18 protein-coding genes are annotated in these 20,600 nt (G+C 69.8%); 11 read left to right on the plus strand and 7 right to left on the minus strand.

The genetic code is table 11. The features are described 5' to 3' along the window. The first annotated feature begins 123 nt into the window (after positions 1-123). Positions 124-603, plus strand: coding sequence for a DUF4254 domain-containing protein (locus ON29_RS23900; RefSeq protein WP_051175529.1), 480 nt, complete (start codon positions 124-126; stop codon positions 601-603). 13 nt (positions 604-616) lie between these two features. On the opposite strand, the gene ON29_RS23905 is transcribed toward ON29_RS23900, so the two are convergent. After that, entirely contained in the window at positions 617-2,005 is a 1,389-nt protein-coding gene (locus tag ON29_RS23905; RefSeq protein WP_040869628.1) for a cystathionine beta-synthase, read from the minus strand. A 103-nt stretch (positions 2,006-2,108) separates the two neighbouring features. On the opposite strand from ON29_RS23905, the gene ON29_RS23910 reads away from it, so the two are divergent. Beyond that, positions 2,109-2,570 carry a hypothetical protein gene (locus ON29_RS23910; protein WP_040869630.1) on the plus strand — a complete coding sequence of 154 codons (462 nt, stop codon included), beginning with the start codon at positions 2,109-2,111 and terminating at the stop codon, positions 2,568-2,570. 334 nt (positions 2,571-2,904) lie between these two features. Here ON29_RS23910 and ON29_RS23915 read toward each other — a convergent pair whose 3' ends face one another. From ON29_RS23915 to ON29_RS23925, 3 genes are all read right to left on the minus strand, one after another. Beyond that, positions 2,905-3,204: a hypothetical protein gene (locus ON29_RS23915; RefSeq protein WP_157172877.1), complete on the minus strand. Its 300-nt coding sequence runs from the start codon at positions 3,202-3,204 to the stop codon at positions 2,905-2,907. Beyond that, the gene (locus ON29_RS23920; protein WP_157172878.1) at positions 3,204-3,515 is read right to left on the minus strand and encodes a hypothetical protein; all 312 of its coding nucleotides are present in this window, start codon (positions 3,513-3,515) and stop codon (positions 3,204-3,206) included. Before ON29_RS23920 ends, ON29_RS23915 begins: the two co-directional genes overlap by 1 nt. 240 nt (positions 3,516-3,755) lie before the next feature. Next, positions 3,756-4,259 carry a hypothetical protein gene (locus ON29_RS23925; RefSeq protein ID WP_051175544.1) on the minus strand — a complete coding sequence of 168 codons (504 nt, stop codon included), beginning with the start codon at positions 4,257-4,259 and terminating at the stop codon, positions 3,756-3,758. Positions 4,260-4,788: 529 nt separating this feature from the next. Between ON29_RS23925 and ON29_RS23930 the strand changes: the two genes are divergently transcribed. The 4 genes from ON29_RS23930 (at position 4,789) to ON29_RS23945 (ending at position 8,904) form a co-directional block, all read left to right on the plus strand. Next, positions 4,789-6,033 carry an NsdA family TPR-like regulatory protein gene (locus ON29_RS23930; protein WP_040869634.1) on the plus strand — a complete coding sequence of 415 codons (1,245 nt, stop codon included), beginning with the start codon at positions 4,789-4,791 and terminating at the stop codon, positions 6,031-6,033. 20 nt (positions 6,034-6,053) lie between these two features. Next, positions 6,054-6,350, plus strand: a complete 297-nt coding sequence (locus tag ON29_RS23935; RefSeq protein ID WP_040869636.1) for a hypothetical protein — start codon at positions 6,054-6,056, stop codon at positions 6,348-6,350. 441 nt (positions 6,351-6,791) lie between these two features. Then, positions 6,792-7,643: an SGNH/GDSL hydrolase family protein gene (locus tag ON29_RS23940; RefSeq protein WP_051175545.1), complete on the plus strand. Its 852-nt coding sequence runs from the start codon at positions 6,792-6,794 to the stop codon at positions 7,641-7,643. Positions 7,644-7,683: 40 nt separating this feature from the next. Then, entirely contained in the window at positions 7,684-8,904 is a 1,221-nt protein-coding gene (locus tag ON29_RS23945) for an acetyl-CoA C-acetyltransferase (protein WP_040869638.1), read from the plus strand. 57 nt (positions 8,905-8,961) lie between these two features. Here the strand turns inward: ON29_RS23945 and ON29_RS23950 are convergent, their stop codons facing one another. Together ON29_RS23950 and ON29_RS23955 are read right to left on the minus strand one after the other, a co-directional pair. Next, a complete protein-coding gene (locus ON29_RS23950; protein WP_040869640.1) occupies positions 8,962-9,825 on the minus strand; it encodes a Bax inhibitor-1/YccA family protein in 864 nt (287 codons plus the stop codon). A gap of 134 nt (positions 9,826-9,959) precedes the next feature. Then, positions 9,960-11,111: a class I SAM-dependent methyltransferase gene (locus ON29_RS23955; RefSeq protein WP_040869642.1), complete on the minus strand. Its 1,152-nt coding sequence runs from the start codon at positions 11,109-11,111 to the stop codon at positions 9,960-9,962. 224 nt (positions 11,112-11,335) lie between these two features. Between ON29_RS23955 and ON29_RS23960 the strand changes: the two genes are divergently transcribed. The 5 genes from ON29_RS23960 to ON29_RS23980 all read left to right on the plus strand — a co-directional run bounded on the left by ON29_RS23960 (position 11,336) and on the right by ON29_RS23980 (position 20,195). After that, positions 11,336-11,911, plus strand: coding sequence for an AMIN-like domain-containing (lipo)protein (locus ON29_RS23960; protein WP_040869644.1), 576 nt, complete (start codon positions 11,336-11,338; stop codon positions 11,909-11,911). Positions 11,912-11,959: 48 nt separating this feature from the next. Further along, positions 11,960-12,454: a hypothetical protein gene (locus tag ON29_RS34000; RefSeq protein ID WP_051175531.1), complete on the plus strand. Its 495-nt coding sequence runs from the start codon at positions 11,960-11,962 to the stop codon at positions 12,452-12,454. Positions 12,455-12,541: 87 nt separating this feature from the next. Beyond that, on the plus strand, positions 12,542-13,153 hold the full coding sequence (locus ON29_RS23970) for a DUF305 domain-containing protein (protein ID WP_040869646.1): 612 nt from the start codon (positions 12,542-12,544) through the stop codon (positions 13,151-13,153). A 137-nt stretch (positions 13,154-13,290) separates the two neighbouring features. Next, a complete protein-coding gene (locus ON29_RS23975; protein WP_040869757.1) occupies positions 13,291-13,842 on the plus strand; it encodes an Rv2240c family protein in 552 nt (183 codons plus the stop codon). Between the two features lie 275 nt (positions 13,843-14,117). Continuing rightward, the gene (locus ON29_RS23980) at positions 14,118-20,195 is read left to right on the plus strand and encodes a non-ribosomal peptide synthetase (protein WP_051175532.1); all 6,078 of its coding nucleotides are present in this window, start codon (positions 14,118-14,120) and stop codon (positions 20,193-20,195) included. Positions 20,196-20,201: 6 nt separating this feature from the next. On the opposite strand, the gene ON29_RS23985 is transcribed toward ON29_RS23980, so the two are convergent. Further along, positions 20,202-20,537, minus strand: a complete 336-nt coding sequence (locus tag ON29_RS23985) for a hypothetical protein (protein ID WP_051175533.1) — start codon at positions 20,535-20,537, stop codon at positions 20,202-20,204. Positions 20,538-20,600 lie beyond the last annotated feature (63 nt).

Here is a 20,600-nt window from a genome sequence, read left to right on the forward strand (position 1 = left end):
AGTGGGGGACCAGGGCATTGGGGCGATGCCTCCACCGCCACACCATCGGAGGTGCGAAGATGCACACGTTGACGATCGACCCTCGCGCACCGTGGTCGGTTCCGAATGCACTGGGAGCCTGCCATGTTCGTGCGTGACCATCTGCCCCGACGTTCCCACGGCGTCGCCCGCCGGCTACCGGATCAGCGCGAACTCGTGGCCGCCTTCGGCGGTCATCCGAGCGATCAGGCGGACGACCACCCCCTGCTCGGCTGGGCGGCGACGCTCGCCGCGCTGCACCGCAGGCGCCACAGCGATCCGCTGGCCGCAGCCGAAATAGATTGCCGCCGAGCGGAATTGGTCGCCACCATCGACGCGTCTCTGATCGACCAGCTGCCCGGGAAGCGGTCGGCCGATCATCTGCGCGCCGAATCCGTCGGCGCCACGGTCGACCGCATGGCCGCCGCGCACGTCCACGCCAGCCACCTGTTGCACACCGCCGAGAAGGTGTCCGACGCGCGCGTGCACGCCGCCTGGTACCGGCTGGCCCTGCTGGCCGACGAATGGACCGACCTGATCACCGGCGGCGTGCGCGAAACGGTGCGCGGCAGGAGACCGGCCTAGCGCGCCGCCGTGGCTACTTCCCGAGGCTGCCCGTGCTGAGGAAGCCGAGTAGGTCGTGGCGGGTGATCACGCCGACGGGCTTGCCGTCCTCGACGACCATGAGCGCGTCGGTGTCCGAGAGCGCCTTCGTCGCGGCGGAGATGGGCTCGCCCGAACCGATCAGCGGGAACGAGGGGCTCATGTGCTGGGCCACCGAGTCGGTCAGGTGGGCCCGGCCCTCGAAGACCGCCGACAGCAGGTCGCGTTCGGACACGCTGCCCGCGACCTCGCCCGCCATGACCGGCGGCTCGGCGCCGACCACGGGCATCTGGGACACGCCGTACTCGCGCAGGATCTCGATCGCGTCGCGCAGCGTCTCCGACGGGTGGGTGTGCACCAGGTCCGGCAGTGCGCCGGACTTGCCCCGCAGCACGTCACCCACGAGTGGTTCGGCGGTGCCGTCCAGCCGCTCGCGGAGGAAGCCGTAGGAGCTCATCCACTCGTCGTTGAAGATCTTCGACAGGTAGCCGCGGCCGCCGTCCGGCAGCAGCACCACGACCACCGCGTCCGGATCGCGTCGAGCCACCTCGACTGCCGCGACGACCGCCATGCCGCAGGAACCGCCGACCAGCAGGCCCTCCTCGCGGGCCAGCCTGCGGGTCATGTCGAAGGAGTCCGCGTCGGAGACCGCGATGATCTCGTCCGGCACGGCGGGGTCGTAGGCCGACGGCCAGAAGTCCTCGCCGACGCCCTCGACCAGGTACGGCCGCCCGGTGCCGCCGGAGTACACCGAGCCCTCCGGGTCGGCGCCGATGATCTGGACCTTCCCGCCGGAGACCTCCTTCAGGTATCGGCCGGTGCCGGTGATGGTGCCGCCGGTGCCGACACCCGCGACGAAGTGGGTGACCTTGCCGTCGGTGTCGCGCCAGATCTCCGGTCCGGTGGTCTCGTAGTGGCTGGCCGGGCCGCCGGGGTTGGAGTACTGGTCGGGCTTCCACGCGCCGTCGATCTCGCGGACCAGGCGGTCGGAGACGCTGTAGTAGCTGTTCGGGTGGTCCGGCGGCACCGCGGTCGGGCAGACCACGACCTCGGCGCCGTATGCGCGCAGCACGTTGCGCTTGTCCTCGCTCACCTTGTCGGGGCAGACGAACACGCAGTTGTAGCCGCGCTGCTGCGCGACCAGGGCCAGGCCGACGCCGGTGTTGCCGGAGGTGGGCTCGACGATGGTGCCGCCCGGCCGCAGCTTCCCGGACTGCTCGGCGGCGTCGATCATCTTCACCGCGATCCGGTCCTTCGAACTGCCGCCCGGGTTCAGGTATTCGATCTTGGCCGCGACCAGCCCCGCGTTCGGTCCCACGACCGAGTTCAACCGGACCAGCGGCGTGTTGCCGATGAGATCCACGACATGATCCGCGATGCGCATGGCCCCCATAGTTGCAGACGCACTAACTGTGAGTTCGCGCACGCCGCGCGCAGCGGCCTCGGAGTGCGCGCGAATCGGCGCCCGCAGCCTTAGGATCGCTGCCATGAGGCAGCCGAACATCGCCCGCGCCGCAACGCTTCTGGCCGGATCGGCGCTGGCTCTAGTGGTCGGATCCGGCGCGCAGGCGGAGGCGGCGACCGTCGAATTCCCGCAGGTGCCGACGCTCGCGCGCGGCGGTCTGTGCTGGACCAGCATCCGCACCTGGGCCGACACCGGTCCCGAATGGCCGGGGCGCGCCATCCTCAATGTCCGCGCGCTCCCCGTGAACGGTATCGGGCCCGGTATCTACCCGCTGGCGCCGCTGTGCGAGGTCCGCACCACCGTCGCGTGGCGCAATGTGACCACCGGCGCGACGGGCAGCTACGACAACGTCGTGGTCACCGGCATCTACGGCAGCATCCAGTACGCGCTGTTCCAGGACACCGGCCCCGGCCTCGTCGAGGTCACCGTCTCCACCGACGCGGCGAGCATCCCCGCTCGCGGCAGCTTCGTCGTACCGGGCTGACGCCTGCCGGTCCGGTACCCGGGCACGACTGGTCGTGCGACAGCACATCAACCTCCTGCGACGGGATCGAACCGACGCGCAGACGGGGAGCAGTTCTCGGTGTGCTCGCGCGGCACGCGCAAAACCTCGGTGCCGACCTCGCCCATTCAAGGCGTCTACGGTCCGAAGACCTCGAACACGTCGCTCAGGAACTCGACGACCGCCCACGCAAAACGCTCGGCTAGGAGACCCCTAGCCGAGCGCCGTCGTGTTCTACGCACCATCTGAGAAACCAGGCGGTGTTGCGCCCCCTGGAATCCAAGAGCGGCAGGTTGAGGCTTCTAGTTCGGAATTCCTAGTGGGGAATCCCGAGTTGCTCGGCGTGCCAGTCGAGCGCCGCGTCGCGCTCGGTGGCGGGCACGCTGCGAGTCGCGTGGACCGGTGGGGTGACCCACGGGATGGACCGCCACCCGGTGACCGGCCGCAGCGTCCACGCGCCCCATTCTCGGCGCATGGTGTAGCCGCCGCCGTTGTCCCGAGGGTCGAGTCTCCGCGCCCGCAGCCACATAGCCGTGTTGTGTCGCAACCAACCCCAGCGGTGGCGCAGGCTCAGTGGTTGGTCCAGACTTGCGTAACGACCGGTGGTGACTGGCATTAGTTTCCTCTCGCGCATTCGTCGGCGGAGACGAGCCGCTCCATGCTGAAGTCCCGGAAGCTGAACGGTGTGCCGTTCAGGCTACCGACCACCTCGGCGGTGACCCGCCACAATCCGGGTTCGCATGCCACGTGGATTTCGTAGGTTACGCGGGGCGCCGGGATACGGTCGTCGCTGATCAGTTTCGACGCGCGCCACTGGCCTTCGACGCGGCGATCGAGGCTCAATCTCATTTGGTGCGTCTCGGGTGCCATGTCGCAGCGCGCCCATGCGTTCCCGTTGATCGAACCCACACCGACGGTGGGCTTCACTGGCATGAACCCGAGGTTGCACATCTTGACTGCGGCCGGAGTGTATGACGGTTCGGCGGCGACAGGTGCCGCAGCGGCGAGAAGGGCCGCGCCGACCAGTCCGGCCGTAGTTAATACTTTTCGCATGATTGTTCCTCCCTGTTGGTCCCGGTCCGGGATGTCCGGCCGGTTACGGGGCGGCGTTAGTGCTCACCGGCGGGCCTGCTGGTGAGCACTGACGTCGTCTGGTTGCCGACGGCTCTAGGTGGTTCCGAAGTACAGGCCGGTCTGGACGCAGTCGCGGATAGCGCCGATCACCGCGAGAGCGCCCGGCCGGTAGGAGTCGCTGGGTGCCTGCGCCCACACCCGGAACCGATCACCGACACCATCAGCGGGTGACGGCAAAGCGATCTGCGCACCGATCGGTACGAGGGTCGCGTTCAGCCGGAACAACTCAGAGAACAGCGGCATGTCGTGCGGGATGTCCGGCCGCACCAGGAGCGTCCACCGCTTCGAACGCGGGTGCGAGATGATCGGCCCGGCCGGGTCGCCGAGTTTCTGCATCCGGATCTTCACGACCGCGCCCAACTGCGCGGGCACGGTGATTGCGCCAACGCTGCCCGAAGGCAGGAACATTCGGCCCGATGGCCCGTCGATGCGCGCGGGCAGCCCGCAAACCTCCCGGTAGAACCGGCACCGCGAGACGGGAGTGTCCGTCAGGACCACGGTGGCGTCGTCCGGGACAATCGTTGCGTTCTTAAACATCTTGGTCACCGCCTGTCTTCCGCGGAAACCGTCTGCGGTCGACACCGGTCACCGGGCTGATGGTGATCAGGCAGTCGCGGGATATGTCGTTGCGGTCATCCACGATCGCTGCTCCGACCCATCGGCAGGGGCCTGGCATGTTGCGGATGTGCGGCCCAATGCGCCCGTGCTCGTATGGGGCGAGACGTAGGCAGTGGTCGACGTCCGGACACCGCACGTGCGACAGCGGCCCATACGGCGTGCCGTCGACGGTTTCCCATTGCCCGACCTTCGACAGTCGGAACTTGTCACCCTCTCCCATTCCCTGCGCCGCTCCCCTCTATGTCGATTCGAAGTGCGCCCGGCACCAGGGATCTCGCGGCCCTCCCGCGGCGCATCGGCGCCAGTGGTGTGCCCGGATGAAGGACGGGCTCTCACCTGGTGCCGGGGCCCGCAATTAGCTAATCGCCCGATGTGGGGACAATTGGTGACACGCAGGGGACGGTGAGGGGCTAACGTGTCCCCCACGACTGACGCATCAGGGGGTGCGATGGCTACCGTGGCGGCATGGACGGGGCAAGACTGCGCGGCACTTCGCGAGGCATTCCGCGAGACACAATCCGAATTCGCAGCTCGCATAGGCGTTTCCACGCGCACAATCAAACGATGGGAGGCGGGCGGCCCGGTTGGGCATGCAGCTCGCGCCGACCTGGATACCGCGCTGGCGAAGGCATCGCCGGAGGTAGCCGAGCGGTTCGCGCAGCTACGCGAAGAGGGCGACGTGGATAGGCGTCAGCTATTCAAAGCCGCGCCGATCGCGGCGGGGCTGCTCACTCTCGGATTGGGTGATACGGGCGAGCGAGCCAGTTGGCTGCTATCGGGCGCCGGGCGAGCCGACACAGTGAGTGTGGACGTGGTCCGCTCGACGCTGTACGCCGCGATGCAGCTGGACGACATGCTGGGATCGCCTGCGGCGCAAGGGTTGGTCGTCGCGCAGCAGGCCGTCACCGAGGCCATGCTGCGCGACTGCTCGCCCGCGCTGCGACCCCTCGTGCTTTCGCTGCGCGCCGAATGGGTCGGGTTCGCGGGCTGCCTGGCCTGGGACGCGGGAGAACCTGCGACCGCGTCGCGGCTCTACCACCTGGCGCGCGACATCGCACACGACGCGGAAGACGCTGATCTAGCGGCCTACATGCTCACCCACCTCGCACAGCTCGCGATTTGGGAGCGCCGCCCCCGCGTCGCTGTCGACTACGCGGTCGCGGCCCGCGCATGGGCAGCCCAGAGCCAGGACCGGCCGCTGCGCGCATACGTCAGCATGCGGATGGCGGAGGCCGCCGCCATCGCTGGGCAGAAGCGAGCATGTCTCGACGCGCTCGCCGATGCGGACCGCGAGATCGTCGGTGTCGAGCCATGCCATCCGTCCGCTTCCCGCGCCTACTTCGTCGGGTCCGCGATGCTCGAGTCCTACCGAGGTGGATGCCTCACCTTGCTCGGCGATCATCGCGCGGCAGCAGCGGCGTCGCGACGCGCAATCGCGATGATGAACCCGACCTACACCCGCGACCGCGCAATATCGGCGCTGGAGCTGGAGCGCGCGTTGATTCAGCTCGGCGACATCGACGAGGCCGCGGCCGCAGTCGCCGACGCAGCGGACCTGACCGCGCGGAACCGATCACCCCGGCTGTCGGCCGCTATCGGCAGCGGTCGACGCGAGCTGTCCCCGTGGGCCGGTTCGCGGGCGGTTCGTGAGCTGGACGAGCGACTCGCGGCCCGCGATATCGTTGTGGCGTGACTACGGAGCCGGAAGCTGAGGTGTTGGCGCGGATCGAACGCGCCAAAGCCGCCCTGTTCGGCACAGGCGAGGTGTTTGCCCGCAGCGAGGGCGGCCGCGCTCCGTCACGGTCCGACCAGTTCAAACGGGCCCGCGAGGAAGTCCACGCAGCCGAGCAGGCCCGTAACCGGCTGCTCGTGGAAATCGTGGGCGATGCTGACGTGGTGCCGGTCGAAATAGCCCAACGCCTCGGGCTGACCGGGCGGGAGGCCGTGAACATCATCGAGACCTCGCGCACCGGCTCACCGAAGATGAGGGAATACCTGCTCGGTCGCTAGCGGAGGTCGCTCTCCGCTAGCGGAGAGCATCCCCGCTTGCGCAGCGTCGTCGCACCGGGCTGACCTCGTCGGATAGAGCTGACGTCGGCTGGTCGTCCGCGCGTCGAAGGCCGCGACCAAAACGTCCGGCTCGGAACAGCTGCGTGGGCGAACCCCGTGCAGCGAACACACCCGGACGCTTCGTACGGCGCCGCGCCAACCGTGGCCGTGAGTCGCGGACTCCACATGGTGTGGCCTTGCGCCTCGCAGGCGGTACGGACGTGATCGGACACGTGCGCGCGGTGGCGGGCCCGGACTCGGTGCGCCGGGGCCGACGCGCACACGACGCACCAGCGGGCTCTCGGGTGCCCGCCCTCCGCTTGTTCGTCGCTGGTCGTCTCGCCCAATTTTCGTAAGATTTCTCACGTGAGCGCACCTCAGTTCCGCTGGCGCACCGCGGCGATGACCGGGGCCGCGGCCGTGCTCGCCGGCTCCGGTGCGGGAACGGCGTGGTGGGCGACCTATCGCCTGCTCATGGCGCAGGCGGGCGTCGCGCGCGGCATGATCGGCCGGGACACCTCCAAGCCGCCGGAAGCCGACGGCATCTACACCGCGGGCCGCGCTGAGCCCGAGCCGTGGCGGGCGGGCAAGCACGCCGACCTGCATCTGATGATCTTCGGCGACTCCACCGCGGCGGGACTCGGCTGCACAGTGGCCGACGAGGTGCCCGGCGTTCGCCTGGCCCGCGGACTCGCCGAGGCGACCGGGCGGCGGATCCGCCTGAGCACCAAGGCGATCTCCGGGGCCACCTCCAAGGGCTTGGCCGGTCAGGTGGACGCGATGTTCGTCGCGGGCCCGCCGCCGGATGCCGCGGTCATCCTCGTCGGCGCCAACGACGTGACCAAGAAGCACTCGATCCGGGCCTCCGCGCGCAGGCTCGCCGCGGCGGTCGCCCGGTTGCGCCGCGCCGACGCGGTGGTGGTGGTCGGCACCTGCCCGAACTTGGGCATCGTGACCGCCATCCCGCAGCCGCTGCGCACCGTCGTGCAGAACTGGAGCACGCGGCTGGCCAAGGCGCAGCACGTGGCGACGACGGTGGCGGGCGGCCATCCGGTGCGGATGGGCTACCTGCTCGCTCCCGAGTTCCGGGCCGCGCCCGAGCTCCTGTTCGCCGCCGACGGATTCCACCCCTCGGCCGCGGGCTACGAACTGGCCGCGGCGAAATTGCTGCCGGTGCTGCTGGACGCACTGGGCGGGACGCACGCTTCCGGTACTCGGCGGCGGGACGTAGATTCGGTACGAACGCACAAGTAACAAAAGGGTTCGCCAGAACCGTCCGACCCAAGGAGTCCTCATGCCCGAGGCCGTCATCGTTTCGACCGCACGCTCCCCGATCGGCCGTGCCCGCAAGGGTTCGCTGGTCGACCTGCGGCCCGACGATCTGACCACGCAGATCGTGCGGGCAGCGCTCGACAAGGTGCCCGCCCTGGACCCCGCCCAGATCGACGACCTGATCCTGGGCTGCGGCTCACCGGGCGGTGAGCAGGGCTTCAATATCGCCCGCGTCGTCGCCGTGCAGCTCGGCTACGACTTCGTGCCCGGCACCACGGTGCACCGCTACTGCGCTTCGTCGCTGCAGTCCACCCGGATGGCGTTCCACGCGATCAAGGCGGGCGAGGGCGATGTGTTCATCTCCGCCGGTGTGGAGACCGTGTCGCGGTATGTGAACGGTTCCTCCGACAGCTGGCCGAACACGCAGAACCCGCTGTTCGCCGAGGCGCAGGCGCGCACCGCGAAGACCGCGGAGGGCGGCGCGGGCATCTGGCACGACCCGCGCGAGGACGGCCTGATCCCCGACGTCTACATCGCGATGGGTCAGACCGCAGAGAACGTGGCGACCTCCACCGGCATCACCCGCGAGGACCAGGACCGCTGGGGCGTGCGCTCGCAGAACCGCGCCGAGGAGGCCATCAAGAACGGCTTCTTCGAGCGGGAGATCACCCCGGTGACGCTGCCGGACGGCACCGTGGTCAGCAAGGACGACGGCCCGCGCGCGGGCGTCACCTACGAGGCGGTCTCCGGGCTGAAGCCGGTGTTCCGTCCGGACGGCACCATCACCGCGGGCAACTGCTGCCCGCTCAACGACGGCGCGGCCGCGCTGGTCGTCATGAGCGACACCAAGGCGAAGGAGCTGGGCCTGACGCCGCTGGCGCGGATCGTGTCCACCGGCGTGTCGGGCCTGTCGCCGGAGATCATGGGCCTTGGCCCGATCGAGGCCTGTAAGCGCGCGCTGGCGCTGGCGGGCAAGACCATCGACGACATCGACCTGGTCGAGATCAACGAGGCGTTCGCGGTGCAGGTGCTCGGCTCGGCCCGGGAGCTGAAGATCGACGAGGACAAGCTGAACGTCTCCGGCGGCGCGATCGCGCTGGGCCACCCGTTCGGCATGACCGGCGCCCGGATCACCACCACGCTGATCAACAACCTGCAGACCCACGACAAGCAGTTCGGTCTGGAGACCATGTGCGTCGGCGGCGGTCAGGGCATGGCGATGGTCATCGAGCGCCTGAGCTGACCCGGATACGAGAAGGGCGGTCACCGGAACTCCGGTGACCGCCCTTCTGCCGGATGGCTAGTCGTTCTGGAAGTAGCTCAGCAGCCGCAGGATCTCGACGTACAGCCAGACCAGGGTGACGGTGAGGCCGAGGGCCACGCCCCAGGCCGCCCGCTCCGGAGCCTGCGCGCGGATCAGCTGATCGGCGGCGTCGAAGTCGAGCAGGAAGCTGAACGCGGCGATGGCGATGACCACCAGGCTGAACACGATGGCCAGCGGGCCGCCGTCGCGCAGGCCGAGGCCGCCGTCGATGAAGAAGCTCGCGACCAGGTTGCCCAGCATCAGCACCAGGATGCCGATCATGGCGCCGACGATGATCCTGGTGAAGCGCGGCGTCACCCGGATGGCACCGGTCTTGTAGACCACCAGCATGCCCGCGAAGACACCGAACGTGCCGAGCACCGCCTGACCGATCAGCGCGCTACCGCCGACCCCGCCGAACTCGACATTGGTGAACATGAACGACAGCGCACCGAGGAACAGGCCCTCGGCGACGGCGTAGGACAACACGAGCACGGGGTTGTCCATCTTGTTCGCGAAGGTCGCCACCAGCACCAGCACCAGGCCGACCAAGCCGCCGACGATCACGAACAACGGCGCGAGCGAGGTGTTCGCGTTGGTGAGGCCGTAGGAGACGATGGCGGACAGGGCCAGCACCGCGAGGGTGATACCCGTCTTCGTCACCACGTCGTCGATGGTCATCGACCGGGTGGTGGCCGGAGCCTGCTGATAGGGCCGCGGGTGCTCGCCGTACTGCTGCGGATACTGGCCGTACTGGTTGCCGAACTGGCCCGCGGAGGTCACGCCCGAACCGAAGCTGGCGTATCCACCGCCCTCCTGCCTTGGCAGGTTCCTGAAAACCGGATTGCTCGTGGTACGCATGTGAACGGCGTCCCTTTCTGGAGTCGTTGCCGCTGTTCATCGAGTTCGTTCACTCGATATCCAACTGCCCTGTCCAACGTTTGTCATCCGTCGCGAGTTCCCGGAGAGTCTCGCCGAGACGGACAATTCGGACTCTACCGCTGCCGTGAGTCGTGCAGGCCACGCACCGAGCGAGTCACGGTGAACTTCCGGTTTCGGCCGACCACCTCGGTCCGGCCCACCATCCGTTCGACCACGGCCCGATAGTTCAGATGCGAGTTGTACACCGTCCACAGCTCTCCGCCCGGGCGCAGCACCCGCCCGGTCTCGGCGAACATCTTGATCGCCGATCCGGTGTGCACGGCCGCGCCGACATGGAACGGCGGATTGCACAGCACGAGGTCGGCGCTGTTGTCCGCGGCGGAGGACATGGCGTCGTCACGCACGGCGCACACCCGGTCGGCGACGCCGTTCGCCTCGGCGGTCGCCCGCGCCGAGGCGACCGCGGCCGCGGATTGATCCGTGGCGGTCACTTTGATGCCCGGCCGCGCCGTGGCCAGCGCGACGGCCAGGATGCCGGTGCCGCAGCCGAGATCGATGGCGTCGCGGGCGTCCGGCTTCATCAGCTTCAGGTGCTCGAGCAGGAATCTGGTGCCGATGTCCAGGCGCGCCCCGGAGAAGGCCGCGCCGTGCGCGACCACATCGAGACCGAGTTCGTCCAGCCGATCGCGCACCGGAAACGGCCGATCCGAAACGGGTTTGGGTCCGGCCACCAGCAGCGTTCGCGACTTCTGCCTGCCACGGCTGGCGCGCACCTCGGAGAACGATTGCGCCAGAACGTCGTTCATCGACTTGGTCAGATACTTGTCCCGCCCGCCCGCGAACACCTCGACCGCCGGATCCGCGTACCGCGCGATGGCATCGGCGACCTCGGCCAGCCCGGCCAGCACCCGGGGCAGGCGAAGCAGCACCACCCGGGCATCACGCAGCAACCCGGGGCCGAGCGGGTGCGCCGTATAGCGATCGGACAGACCCGCCGCGCGAGCGTTGTTGGCAAGGGCGAGCTCACCGGTGAGCAGATCCTGATGCACCCGGACGTCGCGCAGATCGTGCCCCGCGATGGCGCCGAGAGTCAGCGCACCGTAGGCGTCACCGATAACGGCTACCTTCCCGCTATCCACAGTCGCCAGGGCATCGGCCGCGACGTCGAGGATCAGCCGATCGGCGGCGTCCACGGCGTAGAGGTTCAGTGCCTCCACGTCCGGATACCGCCGCAGCCGGCTCAGTACGTCCTCGACATCTCCCACACCTCAAGTGTGCTAGATCGTTGCCGAACAGTCGCGCCCACCCCGCCCAATCGTTCTCGCGGCCTTCTCCACAGCGCGGCTCGCGCACTGAACCGCTGCGGGACAAGCGGTTCGGCGGGCACTGCGCTGCCGCTCGCCGCCATGCCGTGGCCGACGACAGGCGAATCAGCCGCAACGCCCTCCGGTTACGCCATCCGGCGCTTTTCGCTGAGTAGCATCGGGCCATGCGCAACAGGATGGTGCTCATGGTCGCGGTCGCGACGGCACTGCTCGCGGGCTGCGGTGACGGCGACTCGCAACCGGGCCTCCCGGTCGCCTCCAGCACCGCGACGCCCGCCGCGGTCGCGCAAGCCCCTGTGCCGGGGGACACCGCACCGAAGCAGGGCAAGCCCTCCGGCGACGCCGCGCTCACGGTGACCGACGTTCGCCTGGGGCGCCAGCCCGGCTTCGATCGCGTGGTCTACGACCTCGGCGGGGTCGGCACGCCCGGCTGGCTCGTCCGGTACACCGACCGTGCCGTGCAGGACGGCAGCGGCAATCCGGTGGACGTGGCGGGGCGGTCGATCCTGGAAGTGCGCATTCTCGGGTCGGCCTACCCGTTCGACAGCGGCGTGACGCCGTACGAGGGCCCCGACCCAGCCGTGAACCCGGAGGTCCCCGGCATCGCGGGCGTTTACCGGACGACGGTGTTCGAGGGCGTGACGCAGTCGTTCATCGGTATACAGGCCGACCGGCCCCCGTTCACCGTCACCGCGCTCTCCAACCCGACCCGGCTCGTCGTGGACATCGCGCACCCCTAGATACCGGTACCACCAACGGGTATGCGAGCAGGGGTAGACTGTGCGCTCGTGGTCGAACGCCGCATACTCGACGCCACCGGGCCTGCCCGGCTGCTGGGGATGCTTGCGCTGCTCGCCGGGGTGGTCGTCATGCATTCGGCGGTCTTCGGGTCCTCGGGCCACGTCCACGCCGCCGGTGCGCACGCCGCGCCTGCGCTCGCGTCCGGAGCACCGGCCCACGGCCTCGCACGGCATGCCGCAGTCCGTGATACCACCGGTCACGATGTAGCCCGGTCGAGCCACTCGGCATCCGACAGCCCCGCACGGGTAACACTCCCGCACTGCGCGGGCGGCGGGTGCGACGGCGCCCACAGCGCGCTGCACAGCTGTGTGTTCATCCTGACCGGCCTGAGCGCGCTGGCCGCGTTGGTGCTGCTCTACCGGATGGCTGTCGATCGTCCCGGCGGCGGCGCGGCGCGGCCGCGGCACTGGCGGGCACGACGGGAACGACCACCGCCATGGACCATGCTCACCTTGGCCGAACTGGCGATTCTGCGGATCTGACAGGTCCGCCGCGGCCGTGTGTCCGAACCACGGTCGCGGCGTTGTCCACTCCGTCCCTCAGACTTCGCACCTCGCAAGGAGCAACCCATGTTCATCACTCGCACCCGCTCGATCCTCGCCCTCGCCGCGATCGCAGCGGTGAGCCTCGCCGGATGCGGCGACGCCGACACCGGGCACACCACCGAGCACGGCACCTCGACAACCGCCTCGGCCGTCACGAGCGCACCCGCACGCGCGGAGTACAACGACGCCGACGTGATGTTTCTGCAGATGATGTATCCGCATCACGCCCAAGCCGTGGAGATGGCGCGGCTGGTGCCGAGTCACACCGACAACCCGCAGTTGCGGACGCTCGCCACGCAGGTCGAGCAAGCTCAAGCGCCGGAGATGCAGCAGATTACCGCCCTCCTGCAAAGCTTCGGCAAGCCGGCTCCCACCGCGAACGAAGGGCACGGCGGCCACGGGATGCCCGGCATGATGTCGGCCGAGCAGATGACCGCGCTGCAGGCGGCCTCCGGTCCGGACTTCGACCGCCAGTGGCTGACCATGATGATCGAGCACCACGCGGGCGCGATCACCATGTCCGAAACGGAACTGGCCGAAGGCCGAAATGCCGACGCGAAGGCGCTCGCCGAGGCGATCATCGCCGCTCAGCGGACCGAGATCGAGCAGATGCGCACCATGCTCGGCCAGCGCTGAACCCCACCCCGCGCCGATATCGGTTGGCCATCGATATCGGCGCGGGCGGGCGTGTCCCGCCCACGCGACGTACGGTCGGAATGTCCGGCGCGCCTGCTGTCCCGGCCGGACTTTCGAGGGGAATGAGGGGACCGACCATGCGACGACTCGAACGCGCGGGCCTGCTGGCGGCCGCGGTGGCCACCGCGGCCGGCGTGCTGCTCATCGGCGCCTGCGCACAGCAAGTTTCCGGCACGGCGGAGGTCAACCGGACCGACCTGGCCGCGTACGCCTCGGAGGTCACTTCCTCCTCGGCCGCCGCCTCGTCGTCCAGAGCCGCGGCCGTCGAACGCGCGACCGGATCGGCGTGCGACGCCTTCCTGGCCGCGAACGGCAGCTCGGTACGGGCATTCAACGATTACATCGATGCCAGCAACGCCAAAGGCCGTGGCGATCCCGATACGAACAGCAAAGCCGACACCGCGGTGTCGACGCTGCGCAACAACGCGCGCTCGGTCGACCAGAAGGTGACCAGAGAGGTGCCGTCCGTGGTCGCCGACCCACTGCGCGCCTACCGCGACGACACGAACGCCCTGGCCGACACGCTGGCCCGCCGCGCCGACACCGACACTCTGAACGCGGTGATCGACCGGTTCAACGCCACCAAGAACACCGCGCTGACCGCCTGTCAGGGGCACGGCACCCGCTGACGGGTAACGGTTCCGGCCGACACCCGGCTCAGCGCGACCCAGCCGATCCGACGGGGCCCAGCCGGTTCGGCGCGTCCCGGCCGATCCGACGCGAAGCCGGTGCAGCCGCCTTCTCATCGGTGAAGAATCCCGCCGCACGGCTATAGCATCTGGCGCGTTACTGCCACGCGGAACGGGACGAAGATATGACCAGCGGTATCCGGAATCCTCGTCCACCCGCTCGGAACAGCCGTCGCCGCAGATCAGCCGACTCCGCCACGCCGACGTTCGCCGCCTTGCTGGCCGCTGCCGCGGAGCACAATCCCGACGGCGTCGCGGTTCTGGATGGCGACACCACGATCACCTACCGCGACCTCGACGCCCGCTCCTCCCGGCTGGCCCGCACGTTGATCGCCGCGGGCGCGGGGCCCGAAACGGTTGTGGCGGTGGCGCTTCCGCGATCCATCGAATCGGTTCTCGCGGTGTGGGCGATCGCCAAGACCGGCGCCGCCTTCGTCCCGATCGATCCGGCGCTTCCGTTGTCGCGCATCACGTTCCAAGTGATCGACAGCGGCGCATCGCTGGGCCTGACCCGAACCGGGCTCGCGACGACGCTGCCCACCGAGGTGCACTGGCTCGCACTGGACGACGCGGAAGTGATCGCGCGGGTAGCCGCGAACCCCGCGAACCCGATCGCGTACTTCGAACGGACGGCGCGAATTCGAGCCACCCACGCGGCCTACCTGATCTACACCTCGGGATCTACCGGACGCCCGAAAGGCGTCGCCGTCACCCATGCCGGGCTCGCCCCGCTGTGCACCGAATTGGCCGCGCGGCACGGGTTGGACAAAGACTCGCGGGTGCTGCACTTCGCGTCACCGAGCTTCGACGCCTCGATCCTGGAGCTGCTCCTCGCGATCTGCTCCGCGGCGACCCTCGTGATCGCCCCGCCCGGCCTCTACGGCGGCACCGCCTTGGTGGAACTGCTCGCGCGGCACGCGATCACCCATGCCTTCCTCACCCCGTCCGCGCTGGCCACGATCGAGCCGGCCGGACTGCCGGCCCTGCGGTCGGTCCTGGTCGGCGGTGAGCCCTGTCCCCCGATGTTGCCGCAGCATTGGGCCACCGACGGCCGCCTGTTCCACAATGCCTACGGCCCAACCGAATCCACCATCGTGGCGACACTCAGCCCGGCGCTGTCGCCGGACACACCGGTCACCATCGGATCTGCCGTGCCGGGCACGCGCTGCCAGGTGCTCGACCACCGGCTGCGGCCGGTCGGCATCGGCGTCGTCGGCGAGCTGTACGTGGCCGGCCCCGCCGTGGCGCGGGGATATCACGGACGCCCCGATCTGACCGCGCAACGATTTCTCGCCGATCCGTTCGGACCGCCCGGTTCCCGGATGTACCGCACCGGCGACCTCGTCCGGCGCACCACCAGCGGTGATCTGGACTATTTCGGCAGGGCCGACGACCAGGTCAAGGTCCGTGGCTTCCGGATCGAACTCGGCGAGATCGACGCGATCCTGTCGACGCAGCCCGGCGTCCGGCTGGCGGTGACCGTCGACCGCAAGACCGCCGTGGGCGAGACCACGCTCGCCGCGTTCGTCCAGCCCGAACCGGGACACGCCCCGGACCCCACCGCTCTGGCCGACGCGCTCGCCGCGCTGCTGCCGAAGTACATGGTGCCCAACACGATCACCGTCGTCGAACGGATCCCGCGCACTCCCACGGGCAAGGCCGATCGGCCCGCACTGCGCCTGCGCGCCATCGACGAGCCGGACTATCGGCCCGCCGCCGACCTCGGCGAGGAAACGGTCGCCGAGGTCCTCGCCCGCGTGCTGGGCCGGGAGCGCTTCGGCGCCGACGCCGATTTCTTCGCGGCGGGCGGGAATTCGCTGCTGGCGACGCAGGTCGCCGCGCGGTTGAGCGAAATCTGGCGGCTGCGCATTCCGCCGCGACTGGTGTTCGACCATCCCACCGTCGCGGGCTTGTCGAAGGCGATCCGCTCACAGCAATTCGATACCGCGCGCCCGGTTCTGCGTGCGCGAACCAGGCCGGAACGCATCCCCCTGTCCCCCGCCCAGCTGCGGTTCTGGCTGCGCAACCAGTTCGACACGACGTCCTCGGTGGACAACATCGGCTTCGCGCTGCGGCTGTCGGAGCTGGACGTGCCCGCCTTGCGCGCGGCGTTCGCCGACACCGTCGAACGGCACGAGTCGTTGCGCACCAGATACCCCGCCGACGAAGCCGGACCACGGCAGTTGATCCTCGACACCGAACGGGTGGTCGAGGACTTCGCGGTCGAGGAACTGTCCGACAACGCGGTGCCCGGCCGGGTACGCGCGATCCTGCGGCACGGGTTCGACGTGGCGGCCGAGGTGCCGCTGCGTGTCCGGCTGCTGCGCACCCCCACCGAGTACGTGCTGGTCTGCGCCTTGCACCACATCGGCGCCGACGGGTCCTCGCTGGCGCCGCTGGCCCGCGACGTGGCCCTGGCCTACGCCGCCCGGAGCGCGGGCGCCGCTCCGGCCTGGCAGCCGCCGGACGTCCAGTACGCCGACTACGCCCTGTGGCAGCGGGATCTGCTCGGTTCCCGCGACGACCCGGATTCTCCGCTGTCGCGGCAACTGGCGTACTGGACCGGCGAGCTGGCGGGCCTGCCCGACGAACTCGACCTGCCCGCCGACCGGCCGCGCCCGCCGGTGGCCACGCTGCGCGGCTCGGCCACCCAGCGGACGGTGCCCGCGACCCTGCATCGCGACCTGCTCACCGTCGCCCGCGCTCACCGGGCGACGCTGTTCATGGTGATGCGCTCGGCGCTCGCCGTGCTGCTTTGCCGTCTGTCCGGCAGTACCGATATCGCGATCGGCGTGCCGATGACGAACCGGGCCGAGCCCGCGCTCACCGACGTCGTCGGCATGTTCGTCAACACGACCGTCTCCCGGACCGGGATCGAGCCCGCGGAGAGTTTCACCGCCCTGCTGCGGCGCACCAGGGAGCGGGATCTGGTCAACTTCGCGCACTCCGAGGTGCCCTTCGAGCACGTGGTCGACGCGGTCGATCCGACCCGCTCGCCCGGGCGTCATCCGCTCTACCAGGTCGGCTTCGCGTTCCAGAATTTCACGCAGGCCACCCTCGAGCTGTCGGGGCCCAGCGTGTCGTTCCTCGACGTGGACGCCGACACGGCGAAGACCGACCTGCACATCGGTGTGGTCGACACCCGCGACGCCGACGGCGAGCCGGGCGAGATCATCATCCGATTCGGTTACAGCACCGACCTGTTCGACGAACACACCGTGCAACGTTTCCTCGACGGTTACATCCGCATCCTGCTGCAGGTCGCGGCCGACCCGGGTGCCGTGGTCGGTGACATCGACATCATGGACCCGGTCGAGCACAAGCGCATCCGTTCCTGGGGCGCCGGAGCCGAGCACGAGGTCCCGGCCGAGCCGCTCACCGCCGCGACGGCGCGGCAGGCCGCGGCGACCCCCGACGCGATCGCCGTGGTCTGCGGAACCGAGACCCTCACCTACGCGCGACTGCGCGAGCGGACCGCCCGCCTGGCGCGCTGGCTGATCGAACGGGGCGTGGGTCCGGAGACCGTCGTTGCGGTGGCGATGCGGCGGTCGATCCAGCAGGTGGTCGCGCTGAACGCGATCGTGGAGGCGGGCGCGGCATGGGTGCCGATCGATCCGGGCCATCCCGCCGAACGCATCCGCTACGTGCTCGAATCGGCGGCGCCGCGATGCGTGCTCACCACCGCCGCAGACGGCTTCACGGCCGCCGAGGCGTACGACATCGACACCTTGGACCTCGACCGCTTCGGTCCGGAGCCCGTGACCGACGCCGAGCGCCGAGCGCCATGGCGCGCCGATCAGCCCGCCTACCTCATCTACACCTCCGGCTCGACCGGCCGCCCCAAAGGCGTGGTGGTCGGCCATCGGGCGATCGTGCACCAACTCGCCTGGATGCAGGCCGAATACGACGTCGACGCCACCGACGTCTATCTGCACAAGACCCCCGCGACCTTCGACGTGTCCCTGTGGGGCTACTTCCTGCCGCTGCGCGCGGGCGCGCGGCTGGTCCTGGCCGGGCCGGACGAGCATCGCGATCCGGCGGCGCTGGTCCGGCTGATCGCCGAGCACCGGGTGACGCTCACCGATTTCGTTCCCGCGATGCTCACCGTCTTCGCCCAGCACGCGACCGAGGACGAACTGTCCTCGCTGCGCGCGGTCTTCGTCATCGGTGAAGCGCTGCCTCCGGAGACCGCGCGGGCTTTCGCGAGCGTGGCCCGGGCCGACTTGCACAACCTGTACGGACCGACCGAGGCCGCGGTGAGCATCACCCGGCACGCCGTCTCGGCGGCCGACCGCACGGCTCCCGGCGTCTCCATCGGTGTGCCGGAATGGAATTCGCGTTGCCATGTCCTGGACGACCGTTTGCGGCCGGTTCCGGTGGGCGTGGCGGGCGAACTCTACCTGGGTGGCGTTCAGCTGGCCCGCGGCTATCACGGCGCGCCCGGCCTGACCGCGGGCCGGTTCGTCGCAGATCCGCTGCACCCCGGAGAGCGGATGTACCGGACCGGCGACCTGGTGCGGTGGAACCGCGGCGGCACCCTGGACTACTTGGGTCGCACCGACTTCCAGGTCAAGGTCCGCGGCCATCGCATCGAACTCGGCGAGATCGAAGCGGCCTTGCTGGCCGATCCGGCGGTCGGCCGGGCCGCGGTGGCGGTCAAAGGCTCCGATGCGGGAGACCGGCTGGTCGGCTACGTGGTGGCCGCACCGGGGGCCACGGTCGATCCGGACGCGGTGCGTCACTCGGTGGCCCGGGTGCTGCCCGGTTACATGGTGCCGTCGGCAGTGCTGGCGCTCGACACGTTCCCGGTGAACACCAGCGGGAAACTCGACCGCGCCGCGCTGCCTCAGCCGGTGTTCACCGCACGCGCCGGCGTGCGCCCCGGCACTCCGCTGGAGCGCACGATCGCGGAGGTCTTCACCGATGTGCTCGCCGTGTCCCCGATCGGGGTGGGCGACGACTTCTTCGAACTCGGCGGGTCGTCACTGCTCGCGTTCACCTTGCACCAGCGGCTGTCGGACCGGCTGCGGCGCGACGTGCCCATGTCGGCGATTCTCGCGGCACCGACCGTCGGCGGCCTCGCGGCGCGGCTGACGGGCGAGTGCGCGCCCGCCGCGCCGACGCCGGAACGCGACGCCGTCCTCGAGCCGGAAATCGGCATCGGGGGCTGCGCACCCGCGCACAGCGGGCCGCCGCAGGAGGTCCTGCTCACCGGCGCCACCGGCTTTCTCGGCGCGCACCTGCTGCAAGAACTGCTGGATCGTACCGAGGCGCGCGTCTGGTGCGTGGTGCGCGCCGACGACGCCGAAGAGGGCATCGACCGGATCCTGAGTGCGCTGAACCACTACCGGCTCGCCGGGACGACCGCCGCGGAGCGGATCGTCGTCGTCGCGGGCGATCTCACCGCACCGCGCCTCGGCTTGGATCCTGCCGACTACGACTGCCTGGCCGACAGTATCGATGCGATCTACCACAACGGCGCGCGCGTCAATCACGTCGACCCCTACGCCCGGCTACGGCAGGCCAACGTCGAGGGCACCCGGGAGTTGTTGCGGCTGGCGACCACTCGCCGGGTGAAGCCGTTCCATCTGATCTCCACGATGGGCGCGGCCGTCGGCGTTGCACCGGAATCTCCGGTGGTCGCCGAGGGCGTCCGCTTGCGTGCCGACCAGGTGCCCGAAAACGGCTATCTGGCGTCCAAATGGGTTGCCGAGGAACTGGTCCGCCAAGCCGGTGAGCGCGGGCTGCCGATCGCCATCTACCGGCCGGGCACCATCTGCGGCTGCCCGGAGGTCGGGGTGAACAGCCCGGACGATTCGCTGTGGAACATGGTCCGCGCCGCCGTGATGCTCGGTATGGCGCCCGATGTGGGCGACGCCACCGTATCGCTGGTTCCGGTGAGCTATGTCGCGGGCGCGGTGGTGGAGATTTCGGCCCGACCGCGTCCGGAAACCGTGTTCCACCTGGTCAATCGGGCCCCCGTCGCGGTCGGCGACATTCTCGCCAGTCTGCGCGCCCACGGCCTGCCGGTGGCGACGATGCCGGAGGACGCCGTGCGCGCGGGTCTGGTCAGGGAAGCGCGCCGCCGGGACGCGCTCGGCGACGATTCGCTGGTGCGCGCGGCGCTGCTGAGTCACGATTTCGCCGAACTCGCCGGTCACCTCGACTGGGCCGACGAGCACACCCGCGCGGCGCTGGCGGGCACCGGCGTGGACTGCCCGAAGGTGGACCGCACGGTGGTGGACACCTTCGTCCGCGAGTTCATCGAGTCCGGTTTCCTGCCCCGGGATTGAGGAGGCTCAGTACCCCGGCGGGACGGTGGCCCGCTCGGCAGGCTGCTCGGCGTGCTCGCGGGCCCGCGCTCGTGCGCGCACCTGCTCCAGCACGATCAGGCCCACCCCGATCACCAGGAAGACGGCCGCGATGATCGCGGCTACGGCCGATAGCTGGGCGAGCCCCCAGCCCGCCAGTACCGCGGCGGCTATCGCCACTGCCGCCGCGACCAGCAGCAACCCGTAGCCCGGCCAGTTCCTGGTGTCGGCCATCGTCGCTCCGGGCGCGGGCGCGGGGTCGCGCGCGATGTCCGGAGCGTTATCGATCGGAGGGATCTCCCATGGCCCGTCGTCCGCTGTCACCGGTGTTTCCTCCCGCCGCGATACCGGACTTTTCTTCCGGTACCTGATGCGGAGAGGATGCCC

This window comes from Nocardia exalbida NBRC 100660 (assembly GCF_000308575.1).
GTDB classification, from domain to species: Bacteria; Actinomycetota; Actinomycetes; order Mycobacteriales; family Mycobacteriaceae; genus Nocardia; species Nocardia exalbida.

Bases quoted from the DNA above. Each gene is read 5' to 3' on its own strand.
- ON29_RS23900 (WP_051175529.1), top strand. From the start codon at position 124: ATGTTCGTGCGTGACCATCTGCCCCGACGTTCCCACGGCGTCGCCCGC.
- ON29_RS23905 (WP_040869628.1), bottom strand. From the start codon at position 2,005: ATGCGCATCGCGGATCATGTCGTGGATCTCATCGGCAACACGCCGCTG.
- ON29_RS23910 (WP_040869630.1), top strand. From the start codon at position 2,109: ATGAGGCAGCCGAACATCGCCCGCGCCGCAACGCTTCTGGCCGGATCG.
- ON29_RS23915 (WP_157172877.1), bottom strand. From the start codon at position 3,204: ATGCCAGTCACCACCGGTCGTTACGCAAGTCTGGACCAACCACTGAGC.
- ON29_RS23925 (WP_051175544.1), bottom strand. From the start codon at position 4,259: ATGTTTAAGAACGCAACGATTGTCCCGGACGACGCCACCGTGGTCCTG.
- ON29_RS23930 (WP_040869634.1), top strand. From the start codon at position 4,789: ATGGCTACCGTGGCGGCATGGACGGGGCAAGACTGCGCGGCACTTCGC.
- ON29_RS23940 (WP_051175545.1), top strand. From the start codon at position 6,792: ATGACCGGGGCCGCGGCCGTGCTCGCCGGCTCCGGTGCGGGAACGGCG.
- ON29_RS23945 (WP_040869638.1), top strand. From the start codon at position 7,684: ATGCCCGAGGCCGTCATCGTTTCGACCGCACGCTCCCCGATCGGCCGT.
- ON29_RS23950 (WP_040869640.1), bottom strand. From the start codon at position 9,825: ATGCGTACCACGAGCAATCCGGTTTTCAGGAACCTGCCAAGGCAGGAG.
- ON29_RS23960 (WP_040869644.1), top strand. From the start codon at position 11,336: ATGCGCAACAGGATGGTGCTCATGGTCGCGGTCGCGACGGCACTGCTC.
- ON29_RS23970 (WP_040869646.1), top strand. From the start codon at position 12,542: ATGTTCATCACTCGCACCCGCTCGATCCTCGCCCTCGCCGCGATCGCA.
- ON29_RS23975 (WP_040869757.1), top strand. From the start codon at position 13,291: ATGCGACGACTCGAACGCGCGGGCCTGCTGGCGGCCGCGGTGGCCACC.